Below are 15,413 nucleotides of genomic sequence, written 5' to 3'. Positions count from 1 at the left end.
CGTTTGCGGAAGATTAAGTTTAGTTTAATAACAAAACGTTTGTGTCAAAGAAAGAATGATCTTTTTCAATTCTCATTCTAAAATGGTTCATTATTCTTATCTGTTCTTCAGTTAACTTTTCTTTATTCCAGTACATATGCATTAAGCTATACTCAAAGACTTCTTTTAGTTTTATAAATAAGGGGAGTTTTTCCAACATTTCCTTTGGGAGATCGTTTTCCTCTTGGTATCCCTCGATGATTGCTTTTGTAATACCTCTTCCATATTCAATGATGTTCCCACCACCGACAAATGAATACTCTATCGCACTATATATTGGAACAGCTAAATCAAAGATATAAAAATTCTTCTCACAATCTTGAAAATCAACCATTGACAGTTTTAAATCATGATCTACCAATATATTCTCTAACCATAAGTCACCGTGTAACAATCCATAATTGGAATTGTCTTTTGGGATTTTTTTTATCTTTGTTAAAATTTCTTGTGCAACAGCTCTAATCGTAGTCTCTTCCTCAGGAATATATTTCAAGAAAGCATATTCCTCATTTTGATACCAATCATTGATATATCTAGTCGGATTTATCTCTTCAAATTTTCTAGAGAGGCGATGTAATTTACCAATTTGCCTGCCTAACTCTTTTAAAACATTAGCATTCCATTGATTTCTTGATAAGTGTTTACCAGCAGCAGATTCATAAAGAACAGTTAATACTTCCTTGTTATTAAAGGTTATCTTTTCTACCTCTTTACCATTTATTGAAACTATTGCAGGTGATAAACCTAGTCCTTCTTTATGTAGGTAGTTTGTATATGTAACCTCTTCTAATTGTTCATCATAACCTTTGTAGTTTGTAATTCTTGCAAAGTATTCACCTTGTTTTGCGGTACACCGAAACATTTCATTTGTTACTGCTTCAACTTTAATAAAATCCACTGGATATATTCCGTTGAGCAATTCTAGTATTTTTTGTTCCATAACAGCTATCTCCCGTCTAAATAAGTATATTATTTTTAACCAAGTTTTTTCGTTTTTACTTCGCTAATGGTTTAAGTTAACTAACTAGTTACAGTTAATATGTAAACTATATCACAAATTATCCAATTTATGTTTGAATGCAATATTCCATTAAATGGCCCGATTGTTGAACACAAATTAAACAACGCTATTGAACTAACCTGCCACGTTAGTTGAACAACACAGTTTTATTAAATGGAATTCCAAAATAGCTATACTTTATTATAACCTGATTGATTGCTTTACTATGAAAAACACTAATCCCATAGATTTCATCCTTTTTTGAAGCAGTGCCATCATCTAATTTTTTATAGGTAGCGGCAGGAGAAGTGTCTGCCTTAATTGATAGATCCTCTAGATTCTTAAAACCATATTTTTTTGACTCATTATTATTATAATCATCCGTTATGATGAAACCTTGTAAAGCATTACTAACTTGTACTTTTGTTTTTGATGGCTTTTCATTATTATTTACTGATACTTCTAATATTTTCACTTCACGAAAGCCTTTATTACCAATTCCAATAACAACTGATTTATTACCAACAGCTGTACCAAGCGTACCTATTTCCAAAGGTGGATTAAATAGCACAAATGAATAAACACCACCAAAAGTTAATACTAAAATTAGAACAGTAACCCAATGTTTCTTCTTCAAATTTTCTCATCCTTTACAATTATTTCTCTTCCATTAACCTGCCCCTTTAGTTCAATAAGCGATTGCTCTAATTGAACAATCGCTTACAAAAATTATACTATTTTTTTTGAAAACCCTGTACTTTTCCCAATGTAGCCATTGTTTTTATAAAAGGTATGAGCTGATTGACGTTCTTCTCGATTGCCACTATTCAAAGTAATCAAGCCTGCACCTTGCTCAATTGCCCAATTTTCACAGGCTTTTAAAAGTAGCGTACCTATTCCTGTTTTTCTTATATTTGAACTAACAACAAATGCAAGTAAACGGACATATGTACCGTTAAATTCATAAGCTAAGGCTTTACATAAACCAGCAAATCCAAGTATTTGATTTTCTCTTATAGCTACTAATGCTTGATAATTTGAATCAGCTTGAAGCGTTTCAAAGCGTATCGTTAATTCCTCAATAGTAGTTGGATATCCTAATTCCTCCATTAATCCTACTAAATCATCGTAATCCGTTTGCTGTACTTTTCTAATTTCAATTTCCATATATACACCTCCATATAATCTTCTGACTTTAAGTCTTTCAAGACAGTTAAAGATGAAGCTCTCCAAATATCTAAATAAGTACCTAAACATATGTTTGTAGTTACAATTCTATATAAGAAATAATATTCCTTTATTCAATTAACACTGATCCGTTAGTTCAATAAGAAAAAAGGGCTGTCTAAGTAGCTCAATGTTCTTCAACTAAAGCCCACGTTACTTGAATAACGAATCATCACTTCACTTTTTTTACGAAATTTAAAATCCACCTTATAACCCCAATCACCAGAATGAGAACCCCATTAGCTAATGTTATAAGTCCTAAAAATGCTCCACCATAGCCTGCACCTTCCCCTGTTCCTCCAGAACCCCAATCATAAAAATGAAGAAGTAAAGCACCACTTGAAAAACCGATCTCTGGAGCAAGTACCATCATAATGATACCTGATACCATAAGATTTAATTTTCCTTTTAAAAACAATTTAAAGAAGACAACATTAAGTGATATTAAAATTAAGATATACAATACCAAAATTAAACCTTCCATAATACCTCTCCTTCATTTTATTTTACCATAAATGCCCATTATCCTTGTTGAACTATTCTGCTTCGTTAGTTCAATAAAAAAAGAGCTGCATATGCAACTCAATGATCTTTAATTAACGCACCCCGTTACTTTAAGTAAAATTCTTCACAATCTTCAATTTTTAATTATCCTTATTCGATAATAGATTCTCAAAATTGTGAGTACCAATCCAATGATGAAAACGATCGCCAAAAAGATCATCGCAGCTGGCCAAAGACCGAATGCATCTATTATGGTTGAACTGTTATTTTTTAATGTTGGAACAACAAATAATAACCATCCGATACCCACGACAGGCACCAATTGCGGTATTAAACGCAGACAGAATCTCCAAGCTCGATGCTGTTTACGTTTATCCGTCCATATTTTACTTCTTAGTATGCCTCTGATTCCTAACATCAAGTAAATCAATGTGATCACACCAAGTGATAAATCAATTATTTTAGGTGTTGGAGATTTTAATTCGGGTTCATGTCCCTCAGTTAATTGTATAATTCCAGTGCTAATCTCATATGGATGTTCGAATGTAGTGGTGAAACTATTGAGTAAAACTGCAACTGCATAGCCACTACTTGGAACGATATCTTGTTGAGATTGAAAAGTAGATTTTGAACCGCTATGAGAAATGCGAGCTGGCTTAATATTTGGAGAGCTAAGTGACCAGCCAAGTCCATATTTTTTAATTCCATATTGTGGTGAATATGACTCTTTCAGTAACTCTTGTGATATTAATTGTTCTCCTTTTTCATTTTTTCCCTCGTTAGTATGCATAGATAACCATTTTCCCATATCACTAGCTGTCGTAAAGATACTACCTGAACCACTGAGCATTTGTTCAAGCTCGGTCCATGGCATTGCCGTACCATATAACGAGACATATCCTCGAGGTATTTCTAATTTTTTCGCAATATCCCTAGAGTTAACAACTGAGATGGAGTCGTTCATGCCAAGCGGTGAGAACACATTCTGTGTTAGGTAATCATTAAACTCCATCCCACTATTTTTTTCTACTAAATATGCTAATGTCCAGTAGTTTGCATTACTATATAAATATTTTTCACCCGGACTGGATTGTAGTTTCCAATCATGAAGACGTCCTACACCTTCTTTTAAGGTATTCGATGGGGCTACAATAGTAGGATTTGGTAGTCCGGATGTATGACTCAACAGTTGACGTACAGTCACCTGTTCCCACCTCTCATCATCCAGTTTTAGTTCAGGTAGGTACTTTACAATTGGGTCATCCAGTTTAATCTTTCCTTCCTCAACCAATTGTAAAACAGCAAATGCAGTAAATGGCTTCGTACCAGAAGCAATACCCATAGTAGAATTTGCGCTCAGTGGATTTCCGTCAGAATCATGACCAAATCCTTTTTCATATAGTACCTTCCCATCCTTTACGATTACGATAGCTGCACCTGGCAGTCCGTTTTTTTCGATATAATTCGTAACATACTCATCAACCTTTGTTGTATTAAAAGATTCAGCAGCCCAGGCTGATAAAGGATCATACGACAAACCAAAAGAAATAATAAACATTAAAAGAAATATAAACCTTTTATTTTTGAACAAACTCTTTATCCCTTCTTCATTCAACTATTTAATCCCTCAACTGTCTTCCATTCGCAAAAGATGGATAATTTGCCCCATTAAGCTGACCTATAATTGTCCATTCATTTTTTCCATTAAGGTCTTCACAATCGACAAGCCTAATTCGGTACTTTTACCCGAACGAGATTGATTGGCAGTATAAAATCGGTCAAACATGCGGTGAAAATCTTCTTCCGTTAATGAACGTGCATCACAGTGCTTTTTCCCCATTCTCTCTAGTTTATTCTTTTCTTCTTTTGTTTGTTCAATCTTATGGCCTCTTGGCTTCTTTCAATAATATTATTCTTTAATATAGGGGATAATTCACTCTTAAACTAAACTTCCCCGTTAGTTTAAGTACATTTTTTCACAATCTTTATCGTGATTTACTTACATATCCAAATAAAAATCATCTCATCCCTAAGAAATATATATAGGATAGATGATTTTTATCATACTTTCTTAGTTTTCAAGTCAGCAGAAGGCGTTAATGAAACCACTTCAACACCCGCAACCGTTACGTCAGCTGCTTTAATTTTGCCAAGAGCAACCCCTGTAAGTGTGATTGTAGTTTCGTAAATAACACTTTCAGTGTCATTACAAAAAAACAAAAAGCGTCTAAACCATTGATATACATGAGTTTAGGCACATTGTCTTCAATTAAAAATATTAAGTTAAAATTTTGCTTCGTGACCAACTTGGTCATAATGATATTAAAACGACTTCTCTTTACACAAATATGGCGAATACAGACAGTCAAAAAATATTAACTAATATGGATCAACGTCGTAAAAACGTTGACTTTTAATTATATAATGAAAATTAAAAAACCATCTTGATAAATAACTTATCAAAATGGTTTTTTCTTGTTTCTAAAATATGAATTAGTTTTTGGTAACCTGCTAAAGAATCTTTTTCCTATTAACTTCAACAACATTATTGAACTAACCTGCCTCGTTAGTTCAAAAAAATGCTCCACACCTTATTGAAGTAAAGCACCCCGTTCGTATTATAAGGTCAGCCAGAGAAATCTGGTTGACTATTTTTTATTCAATTTATAGATTGATAGTAGCCGGAGTAGAACGGAAGCACCCGTGGGATTTAATCCCGACAACTAAACAGTTCGCCCTCTACTTGTTAACACATGATTAGGCTGGTTGGGACATAGTGATCCCGTATAACAAGCGAAGATATGAATAACAAGCTAGATAGAGGTTACCGGTCAATACACTACATGAGGAGGAGATAAACTATGAATCCAGTAGTTGGTCTGGATGTCGCCAAAGGTGAAAGTCAGGTTCAAATGTTCTTGGATAAAAAAATGCCCTATAAAAACAGTGTGAAGATTGAACATACGGTGGAAGGACTTGAAGAGTTACACTCTTATTTACTAGATTTAGAGCGTCAAACAGGATTAAAACCACCTGTTGTTTTGGAATCAACTGGCCATTATCATGCCTCAGTTGTACAGTTTTTAGAAACTAGAGAATACATTGTCATTATCGTCAATCCGCTCGTTTCATATCGAGCGAAAAGCTCTAGTTTACGAAAAACTAAAACAGATGCCATTGATGCCTATCACTTAGGTGAACTGTATTACAAAGAGGATTTAGAGCCTCAGAAAAAGCGTGGTATTCAGCTTTTAAACCTTAGGCATCTGACAAGGCAACACGAAAATATGACGGGAATTATGGTTCAAACAAAGCTACAATTCCAAGCTATATTAGATCAAGTTTTCCCTGAGTATAAAGGAGTTTTTGGTGATTTATACGCTGAGATTTCATTAAGGACTTTACAGTCCTTCCCTACATCTGAATCAGTACTAAATACAAGTGTAGAAGAGATTGCACAATTTATTGATAAGCATTGTAAAGCACGTTCGTATAAGTGGGCGTACGAAAGAGCTGAGCGATTAATCGCAGCTGCAGAACGTAACCCATTTCAGTCAACGCTTTATCAAAGCCTTCTTGTCAGTCTGAATATGTATATTGATTTACTTCAAGCGTACCGCCAACAACTTTCTACGTTAGAGCGTGAGATTGATCAATTGGCGGCACAACTCGAAGAATATGAATTAATCCAGTCACTTCCCGGTATAGGTGAAAAAATCGCAGCCACGATACTTTCAGAAATTGGGGAAATTGAGCGGTTTAATCATCCGAAAAAGTTAGTAGCCTTTGCGGGACTAGACCCAAGTGTGTTCGAATCAGGTCGCTTTAAAGGCACGAAAAATCACATTACCAAACGCGGCTCAGCTAGACTTCGCCACATGCTTTACACAGCCGTTCGTTGTTCAATTCGAGATAGCCGTAAAAAGAAAACAACAGATGAAACCATTGCACGAAATAAACGATTACGAGCCTTCTACGATTTAAAACGCGAAGAAGGTAAGCCGTATAAAGTAGCTATTATTGCTTGTGCTAATAAGCTTTTACACTGGATTTATGCGATTTTAAAAACGAAAACACCGTTCCAAGTAACTATTTAGCTACAGTATTTTCAAATAGAACAAAAACCTTCCACATTAATGAGGAGGGTTATTTGTGTTGTGCATTTTTAGTATAACATGAAGTGTTTTTCGATTAAAAATATTTTACTTGACTTTCTATTAGCTGGTTTAGTTTAAGTGTAATTCCTCACAAACTATTAGCAGGTTTCGTATTATAAGATCAGCCAGAGAAACCTAGTTGACTATTTTTTTCTTTTATAGCAGTTTCAATAACAAATCGTTTAAAATCAACCTATCTTAATCCTTACTAAACAAACTTAATAATCTGAAATATTCTGAATTATATTTTGTTGTGGATTTGAAACGTAAAATATCTAGAAACAATCATCTTTCAAAAAGTATACCTTTTGAAGGATGTTCGCATTCTGTTAATTATGTTCTAATCAAGTAAAGCTAAAAAATTTCATCATAATATATTTAAGATAATATTTAACCTCACTCTATAATACAGTAAGCTAGATTCTAAATCCTTATCTAGTTCGACACTGAAACAATGACACCATCTGTAACCTCTACAATATATATTCCGTGACGATGAGTAATATTTTTGCCTTGTAGTTTGTCATCCAGTTTAAGAGTAATTGCATCATCATCATTTTCAGGCATCTTTCCAGCTTCTGATACCTGTCCAACACCATCTTTGACTTGTTTGTCTTTATCTACAAAACGATATAAGACATTAAAACGTACACGATCTTCATAAGGATAAACGACTTCAATTTCATAACGTCCATCATCAAGTTTCCCAAGTTCTCTGTTTAAAGCCTGTTCTTCTTTAGACAAGTCACTGTCATCTACTCTATCATCAAGATCTCCTCCTCCGTACCAATCTTCCTCATTATTGTTTTGACTATTTTTATCGTCTTCGTTCTCTTCTTTTTGAAAGTTATTAGTCTGCCCAGATTCCTTTTTATCATTTACGTCTGTTGATTTATCTAAACACCCTACTAACATACTAGCCATCAATCCTATTAGTACTAACGATATCATTTTTTTCATTACATTTTCCCCTTCCCATTTTTATTAAATAAAATACATTACTTTCTCAATGCTACTGCAGGCTCTGTAGAGATTAACTTGTGGCTTGCTATCATGCTTATTACAATTACAACAATACCTGTGGAAAGTATTGATAGTAAGATTTGTAATGGGGTGATGATCATGGCCAAATTGAAAATCATGACGACTAAATACGTACAGCCAATAAGGGCAGCTTGAGAAACAGCTGACATTGTTGCTAAAAGTAAATTTTCGCTGACAATCATTTTCCGTATTGTTCCTTTGTTATATCCCAAAGCGGACAGCAGCCCTATTTCCTTGTATCTTGAATTTTGCAGTTTGATCAGTAATACGGAACTGATAAACAAACCAATTGCTAAGATTAAAATAGAAACGATCAAGAACAAACGGCTAAGATTGTTAAATGTATTTTGCAAAACTTCTACTTCTTCGGCTGCAGTTTTACTGTCGATTTTTTTGTTAGCAAGCATTTGACTGACTGGCACAATATCTTCAAAGTTCTTTACATCATAACTGATTGAGTAGTTTTTTTTGTTTTTCACATTTTGGTAAAATTCCTGTTCGATATCGGAGCTTACAAAGAAATCATCGTAGTCTGCGTTAAAGATGCCGCTTATCGTAAGCGTGTATTCTTTATCTCCATAATTTAAGGTAACTTCTTTACCAATCAAACTACTAATATCATTTTCAAATTTTTTAGCGAGGCTTGGACTAAATGCTATTTCCTTTTTACCTGTTTTGGGCATAGCACCATATGACATCTTTTCAGTAGCCTTTGCCATTGGATATTTTTCTGCTAAATCTTCAGTTTTATCGCCTATCCTTAAAGTAACATCCGTTATTTTGTATTGGTAATACACATTTTCGATACGCTCATCGGATTTCAACAATTCAATAACTGTTCCAGCATCCTTACCTTTAATATAACCGTTGTTAAAGGCAGTGTTTTTATCTTGAAAATCCGAAATATTCTTGTCCATTATATTCCCTGAAGATAATGACAACATAAATACAAGGATACCGATGGAAATTGCCAAACTGACAGCCATATAGCGTGTAATATTCACTTTGAAGTTCTTAAGCCCTCGCTTGAACGCAGATATTTTGATCACGTTATTTAAACTGAGCGCATGATCACTAGCAATTTCTGTATGGGACTCGATATCTTTTGTAACAATTTTTCCTTTCTCAATATGAATGACTTTATCTGCAAAACCACAAATCTTTTGGTCATGCGTAATCACAATCACCAAACGGTCTTTTGAAATTTCTTTTAAAAGCTCCATAATTTCATTAGAGTTCTTACGGTCTAATGCTCCTGTCGGCTCATCCGCCAAGATGATACGAGGATTACTAATCAACGCCCTTGCAATAGCAACTCGTTGCTTTTGACCGCCCGATAGATTTTCGATTTTTTCATCAGTCTTTTGTGATAATCCCAGTTTATTTAGCAGCTCTTTGGCATTTTCTCTATTTTCCTCTTCACTTGCTGTATTTAACTCACAAGAAAGCAAGATGTTTTCAAGAACGGTATACCCTCTTAAAAGATGGTAGTTTTGAAAGATAAACCCGATATTTTCTCTGCGGTACGCACACAATTCATCGGCATTCATTTTGCTGATAGAAGTACCACAAACCGTAATATCACCGCTGTAACCACTGTCAAAGCCTGCAACCATATTAAGCAGCGTGCTTTTACCGGAACCTGATGCACCTAAAAGGCAAACAAGTCCTTGGCTTGGAAAGTTAAAACTTGTATCTTCCAAAATAACTGAATGATCATATCGTTTTGTAAGGTTGTTTATCTGTATCACTATCTGTCACCTGTCTTCAATGCTGTTGTTGTCTTGGTCATTATAAAGGCAATAGCCGTTGTAACGTAAGCCCCAACGCCTACTAAAGCAATAAATAGCACGCCCGAAATCAACATCTTAGAACTTAAAATACTTGCGCTGAACAAGCCTTTAGTAGCTATATTGATAAGGGGTGATGTAACTAGCATTAACAGAATTGCTGCCATGATTTCTGTTAGCTTTTCCGTCAAGTTAAGCAGACTAAAATGAGCATTATTAAAGCCGCTGACTTTGTAAATTGCAAATTCTCTTTTTCTCATAAAACCTGTGATAAAGGAAATAGCCATAACCATAACGACAGCCAAAATCCCTATGAACATACTTGCTGAGCCTGACTGTTCGGTTGTTTGGTCATTTAATCTAACAATATCCTCAACAAGTTCAAATTGACCAAGAGGTACAATGCCTTGTTCGTTAAGCTCGTCTTTAATGGCAATCATATCAGCTGGTGTCTTCGCTCGAATAAGAAAATCCGTTTCCTTATTTTCAATTCCTGCTTGTCTTCTCAAATCATCAAGTGCAGTTTTGCTGAAGAAGAAAGAGTCACTGATTGTAAATTCTTCCATATTACCTTCAAGTTCCATATAGATAGTATTATCAGCAACACCTACTATTTTTGCTGTAATGGATGCGTCTTTTAAAACAGGCGCACCTGTGTCCCAATTGTAAATTTCGCTGCTAAAATCAATTTCTTTGCCGATTGCTTGCTCGTTTGTTATGCCCAATGTTTTAACAAAACTTTCTGGAACAACAACCTCGTTGTCTTTACCTGTAGGCATATTTCCTGCTATCAACTTATTGATTGACGGAACATTACCTGTTCCTTGTATTGGATATTCTTTCCCGCCAACAGTTACTTTTATATTATCAAACGCTTCTAAAAAAGTGGCAAAATCAACGCGTTCATCGCCTACATATTGATCATATAAACCACCAATATCCTGTGTTACATCTGCATTCGGCTTTTCCTCCTGATTATCGCCTGTGCCTACTGCACTGGTAAAGCTGCCAACTATACTAATATCTTTAAGTGCGTCGCCATAAGTACCAAGCAGTTTGTCAATATCACCTTGACCGCTGCTCGCGATTGTCCCACTTACAGTTGTAAGCAAAAGGATACCTGCAATCATTAGAGAAAGAGCTGATACTAAAAATCGGCCAAATTTACTTTTAACATTCGATTTGGTCATTGCAAAAGCGTTTTTAATCGATAAGCGATGACTTTCATCGTATGTGAGTTTTTCTGTTTTCGTTACATTATTTTGCGGTAATGCTACAAATTCTCCCTCATCTAAATCTATAACATTTGAGTCACTGTCAATTAAGTTGACATCGTGGGTTACAACGATAACTGTCCTGTTTTTAGAAATAGATTTCAAAATATCCATTGTTGTTTCAGAGGTTTTTTCATCCAATGCACTTGTTGGCTCGTCAGCGATAATAACCTCTGGGTTTTTCATGAGCTCTCTTGCAATGGCAACACGCTGTTTTTGACCGCCCGAAAGAGAGTTCACTTTTCGATGTGCAAGGTCAAATATTTTGAGTTCTTTTAAAATCTTATTTGCGTTCTTATGATTTTGTTTATTTTTTAAATACTGTGGTAACAACACATTGTCTAAAACCGATAAATCTTCGAGCAAATTAAAATCCTGCCAAACAAATCCAAAGGTATTGTTGTAAAAATAGCTTTTTTCACTAGAGGTTAATTCTTTAATATTCTTGCCGCAATAGGTAACCTCACCATCGAAATCTTGTTCCATACCGCTTATGATTTTCAAAAGAGTCGTTTTACCACTACCCGAAGCACCAACGATAAAATTCAGTCCTTTTCCCATTGAGAACGAAATATTTTCCAAAGCTGATTCGCCGTTATATTTTTTGGTTACGTTCTTAATTTCAAACATTTTTTTCTCCTATCTACTATATTAGTTTTTATTTATTTAATATTTTTAATTACGCTATTTAGAACATACATTTTTTATACCTCCTAAACTTGTGTCACCATTATATAAAAAACGATGTTAAATCTCTGTTAAGTGGTTTTCTTTGTAGTGAATTAAATGCTTAACAGAGATTTAACACATACTTACTGTACAATAGCAAAAGAGGTGATTCTGGAATGAGAATACTTATTGTAGAAGACGAGCTTGATTTGCAGGAAGCTATTGCTGATGGGCTTAGAATAGATGGTTATGCAGTTGATACCTGTGACAACGGTGAAGATGCTTACGAGCTTTTATATGAAGTAAATTACGATTTGGTTGTACTTGACTTAAACCTCCCAAAAATGGATGGGCTAGAGGTTTTAGAAAAGATACGAGATGAAAAGCCTGAATTAAAGGTACTTATTCTCAGCGCAAGAAGTAGTGTTAATGACAAAGTGAAAGGCTTAGACATAGGAGCAAATGATTATTTGGCGAAGCCATTTGATTTTGCCGAATTAGAGGCAAGAATACGAAATTTGTTAAGGCGAAAGTTTGTTCAAGAAAGTAGTATGCTTTCATTCGAGGAAATTAAGGTGGATTTATCAAAACGTATTGCAGTTGTTAACGAGAGTGAAATAGCACTCACAAAAAAAGAATTTGCATTGTTTGAATATCTTTTGCTTAACAAAGACAGAGTGGTTAGCCAAGAAGAACTGATTGAACATGTTTGGGATCAGCATGCAGATAGCTTTAGTGGTGCTATTCGGGTTCATATTGCAACTCTCAGAAAGAAGCTAAAAGCTGTTTTAAACTATGACCCCATTGGAACGAAAATTGGGGAAGGTTACTTTTTATCAGAAAAGAGTGATAGTGAAAATGCTTAAAAATATGCCAATTCGATTACGACTTACCGTTATGACTGTTGCTCTCTTGACTGTTTGTTGTGTAGGACTTACCTTAATATTAAATTTTTCTGCTATTAAAATGGCTACAATAATTGATGAAAATGCTCTATACCCTGCACTAGAGGGCGACAAAGAAGGATGGATTGATGAAAGCACTCCAGCAACTTCGACCAGCATGGCCTCTTCCGTTTCATCAGAGGCTTCCCAAAAAGCAAAAATTGATTTTAGAATTGAAAGTATTATTTATATGCTTTTAGTTATTGGTAGTGGGGGATTTTTAACCTACTATCTTTCGGGGAAGGCATTAAAGCCTCTTAATACGCTAAATGAACAAGTAAAAAACATAAATGTGCATAATTTATCTGAAACATTATCCGTGCCACCTACAAAAGATGAAATTGCAGAGCTTACTGGTACATTTAATGAAATGACGGATAAGTTGAATGATTCTTTTATGATGCAACGACGATTTTCCGCAAGTGCCGCCCACGAGCTTAGAACACCTCTTGCTGTGTTACAAACAAAAGTTGATGTATTTAAAAAGAAAAAAATACATACAACCGAGGAATATGATGCTCTTATTTACGTTATTGAAAAGCAGACAAAACGCTTGAGAGGACTCGTAGTTAGCCTTTTAGATATGACGAATATGGACGATAATGTTGAGCAAAGCAGCATTTGCGTAAAGGATATTTTTACGGATATTATTTCCGAGCTTTCACACATGGCTAAAGAAAAGAATATTACATTGACCTTAGATTGTGATAATAGCGTTGTTTTTGGAAACATAGACTTATTGTATCGTGCTTTTTACAACCTTGTGGAAAACGGAATTAAGTACAATATTGACGGTGGCACAGTTGAAGTTATTGTAAACAGATTAAGTAAGGAACAGGTTTCGATCAAAATTAAAGATACAGGCATTGGCATTGCGGACGAATACAAAAAGAAAATATTCGAACCTTTTTATCGTGTTGACAAATCACGCTCCCGTCAACTGGGTGGTACCGGCTTAGGTCTTTCCACTGTTGACAGCATTATCAAAAAGCATAACGGTACGATTACCGTGTCCGACAATGAAAGTAACGGAACTTGCTTTAATGTAATCTTAAATATAGGGTATTCACAAAAAAATGTACTTGATTAAGAGCCATCGTCAATCTATTTTTATTACATTCCAACAATATATGTGTAAGCGCAAAATTCAACTCATCATCTAATGAAGTCGTTACTATGTGAAAGCCTTGCTCCAAATAAAACTTCTAAAACCATATAACAAAACGCCCACGGAAAAACACGTGGGCGCTATTTGGCATTTACTTATAAAGTACTAGATATTTCATTTATTTATTTTTCACAAGGAAATAAATTGATTATACAAAATCCATCTAGTATAACCAATTTACTTTGTTACAGCTACTTTTTTATCGCTTCAGATGGCGTTTATGTAATCAAATTCTGTTCTCAAATAACCTTCTTCACTTACTTTAGTTCCTACCTCAGAAAAACAAGTCCATTCTTTGTCGTCAGGATAGGAACCTCTTTCATCTCTGTTTTTAGGGTTATATTTGGTTATCCTCCACGAAAACAATTGATTACCACACCTACTTTTTTATCTACATTATAAGGATATTGAATACGCAATGATATAAATTCTACTTCAACTAACCTGCCCCATTAGTTGAATAGTAACAATCTTTTCAAAAAAATCCATAAAACCTTATACAGTCCCATACAATTCGACTTTACATAACAACAGAGCTGTCACAAAATCTCCTCTTAGCAGAAGTTTACTTTTGTGACAGCTCCAGTTACTATATATTACTTATTGTTTGTTTCTCCTTGCTGGGCCTCTGTTGTGTCAACAGCTTTTGTCAGCTTTCCTTCTTTTTCAAGCTGAGCAATCAGTTCATCTAACGTGACCCCTTTTTCTTTAGCCATTTCTTCTAAGTTGACAGGTTCACTGGATTTTGAGGCTTCCGCTGCTTCGGTACTCGAAGTTGGTTCAACACCTTCTGTTAGCTTTGCTTCTTTTTCATGCTGAACAATTAGTTCATCTTTCGTGACCCCTTTTTCTTTAGCCATTTCTTCTAAGGTAACAGGTTCACTGGATTTAGTAGTTTCCCACATGTCGTTGTTGCTCGCAGCATATGCAGATCCTGCAACAACAGATAACCCTAGCATAAGTGTAGCAATTTTTAATGGTTTCTTCATATTAAATTCCTCCTAGAATATTTTACCCTCTACCATACGATAGATGCCATAATATTACAATTGAATCTAATTGCCTGTATCCTTTCTATTTGATGTTACCAGTATATAACTATCTATGTTAAATCCTTGTTAAGAAATATAGTGAATATTCTATTTATTTATTTAGTTTTCCTTTAATATCATTATTGAACTAAACTGCCCCGTTAGTTTAAGTGTAACATTTCACAATGGATTTCTGAGGTCCACTTGATGTTTTAGATAAAAAAATAGACCATCGTAAAAAATGATGGTCTTGTTTAACTAAGCACCCGTTAGTGAAAAAAAGTTATATTTTCACGGTACAAATTTTCCTGTATAGACACCCATTTGCAAATTGTTATAAATCGTCCAACGAGGAAAATGTTCTTTCATTCATTTATTTTGCCTCAAGTTCTAGGGGCTTACTCACCTACCGTACCGTCCTTATCAGCATCGTGCATATATGGGTATAACCAATGTTATATTTAGGTTAGAAGTCAAAAGAGTTGATAATAAAAGGACCACACATTTTAGATATGTCTAATATGTATGGTCCTTTATTTATTTTCTTATTCAACTAAACCAGCTAA

Annotated in this window: 14 protein-coding genes; 3 read left to right on the top strand and 11 right to left on the bottom strand. The window is 34.7% G+C overall.

Annotated elements, in window-relative coordinates; genetic code table 11:
* Window positions 1-19: 19 nt before the first annotated feature.
* From AC3IS5_RS09980 to AC3IS5_RS09950, 7 genes are all read right to left on the bottom strand, one after another.
* Window positions 20-979, bottom strand: a complete 960-nt coding sequence (locus tag AC3IS5_RS09980) for a phosphotransferase enzyme family protein (RefSeq protein ID WP_489427667.1) — start codon at window positions 977-979, stop codon at window positions 20-22.
* Between the two features lie 208 nt (window positions 980-1,187).
* Window positions 1,188-1,676 carry a hypothetical protein gene (locus AC3IS5_RS09975; protein WP_489427666.1) on the bottom strand — a complete coding sequence of 163 codons (489 nt, stop codon included), beginning with the start codon at window positions 1,674-1,676 and terminating at the stop codon, window positions 1,188-1,190.
* A gap of 92 nt (window positions 1,677-1,768) precedes the next feature.
* Window positions 1,769-2,206: a GNAT family N-acetyltransferase gene (locus tag AC3IS5_RS09970; protein WP_489427665.1), complete on the bottom strand. Its 438-nt coding sequence runs from the start codon at window positions 2,204-2,206 to the stop codon at window positions 1,769-1,771.
* 232 nt (window positions 2,207-2,438) lie between these two features.
* The gene (locus AC3IS5_RS09965) at window positions 2,439-2,750 is read right to left on the bottom strand and encodes an inner-membrane translocator (RefSeq protein WP_489427664.1); all 312 of its coding nucleotides are present in this window, start codon (window positions 2,748-2,750) and stop codon (window positions 2,439-2,441) included.
* A 153-nt stretch (window positions 2,751-2,903) separates the two neighbouring features.
* Window positions 2,904-4,361 (bottom strand): serine hydrolase domain-containing protein, encoded by a 1,458-nt coding sequence (locus AC3IS5_RS09960; RefSeq protein ID WP_489427663.1) that lies wholly within the window; start codon window positions 4,359-4,361, stop codon window positions 2,904-2,906.
* 87 nt (window positions 4,362-4,448) lie between these two features.
* Window positions 4,449-4,610 carry a sensor histidine kinase gene (locus AC3IS5_RS09955; RefSeq protein ID WP_489427285.1) on the bottom strand — a complete coding sequence of 54 codons (162 nt, stop codon included), beginning with the start codon at window positions 4,608-4,610 and terminating at the stop codon, window positions 4,449-4,451.
* A gap of 221 nt (window positions 4,611-4,831) precedes the next feature.
* Window positions 4,832-4,990, bottom strand: coding sequence for a hypothetical protein (locus tag AC3IS5_RS09950; RefSeq protein WP_489427662.1), 159 nt, complete (start codon window positions 4,988-4,990; stop codon window positions 4,832-4,834).
* Window positions 4,991-5,631: 641 nt separating this feature from the next.
* Here AC3IS5_RS09950 and AC3IS5_RS09945 point away from each other — a divergent pair.
* A complete protein-coding gene (locus tag AC3IS5_RS09945) occupies window positions 5,632-6,867 on the top strand; it encodes an IS110 family RNA-guided transposase (protein ID WP_489425426.1) in 1,236 nt (411 codons plus the stop codon).
* 495 nt (window positions 6,868-7,362) lie between these two features.
* Here the strand turns inward: AC3IS5_RS09945 and AC3IS5_RS09940 are convergent, their stop codons facing one another.
* The 3 genes from AC3IS5_RS09940 to AC3IS5_RS09930 form a co-directional block, all read right to left on the bottom strand.
* Window positions 7,363-7,842, bottom strand: coding sequence for a hypothetical protein (locus tag AC3IS5_RS09940; RefSeq protein ID WP_489427661.1), 480 nt, complete (start codon window positions 7,840-7,842; stop codon window positions 7,363-7,365).
* Between the two features lie 83 nt (window positions 7,843-7,925).
* Window positions 7,926-9,722 carry an ABC transporter ATP-binding protein/permease gene (locus AC3IS5_RS09935; protein ID WP_489427660.1) on the bottom strand — a complete coding sequence of 599 codons (1,797 nt, stop codon included), beginning with the start codon at window positions 9,720-9,722 and terminating at the stop codon, window positions 7,926-7,928.
* A complete protein-coding gene (locus AC3IS5_RS09930; protein WP_489427659.1) occupies window positions 9,722-11,665 on the bottom strand; it encodes an ATP-binding cassette domain-containing protein in 1,944 nt (647 codons plus the stop codon). Before AC3IS5_RS09930 ends, AC3IS5_RS09935 begins: the two co-directional genes overlap by 1 nt.
* Before the next feature lie 215 nt (window positions 11,666-11,880).
* Between AC3IS5_RS09930 and AC3IS5_RS09925 the strand changes: the two genes are divergently transcribed.
* Both AC3IS5_RS09925 and AC3IS5_RS09920 read left to right on the top strand, forming a co-directional pair.
* Window positions 11,881-12,570 (top strand): response regulator transcription factor, encoded by a 690-nt coding sequence (locus AC3IS5_RS09925; protein ID WP_489427658.1) that lies wholly within the window; start codon window positions 11,881-11,883, stop codon window positions 12,568-12,570.
* A complete protein-coding gene (locus AC3IS5_RS09920; protein ID WP_489427657.1) occupies window positions 12,563-13,738 on the top strand; it encodes a sensor histidine kinase in 1,176 nt (391 codons plus the stop codon). Before AC3IS5_RS09925 ends, AC3IS5_RS09920 begins: the two co-directional genes overlap by 8 nt.
* 674 nt (window positions 13,739-14,412) lie before the next feature.
* On the opposite strand, the gene AC3IS5_RS09915 is transcribed toward AC3IS5_RS09920, so the two are convergent.
* Window positions 14,413-14,805 (bottom strand): hypothetical protein, encoded by a 393-nt coding sequence (locus AC3IS5_RS09915; RefSeq protein WP_489427656.1) that lies wholly within the window; start codon window positions 14,803-14,805, stop codon window positions 14,413-14,415.
* Window positions 14,806-15,413: the final 608 nt, after the last annotated feature.

The sequence above is a fragment of the Viridibacillus sp. KH_047 genome (assembly GCF_057838945.1).
This window is presented reverse-complemented; position numbering and strand designations above follow the sequence as displayed.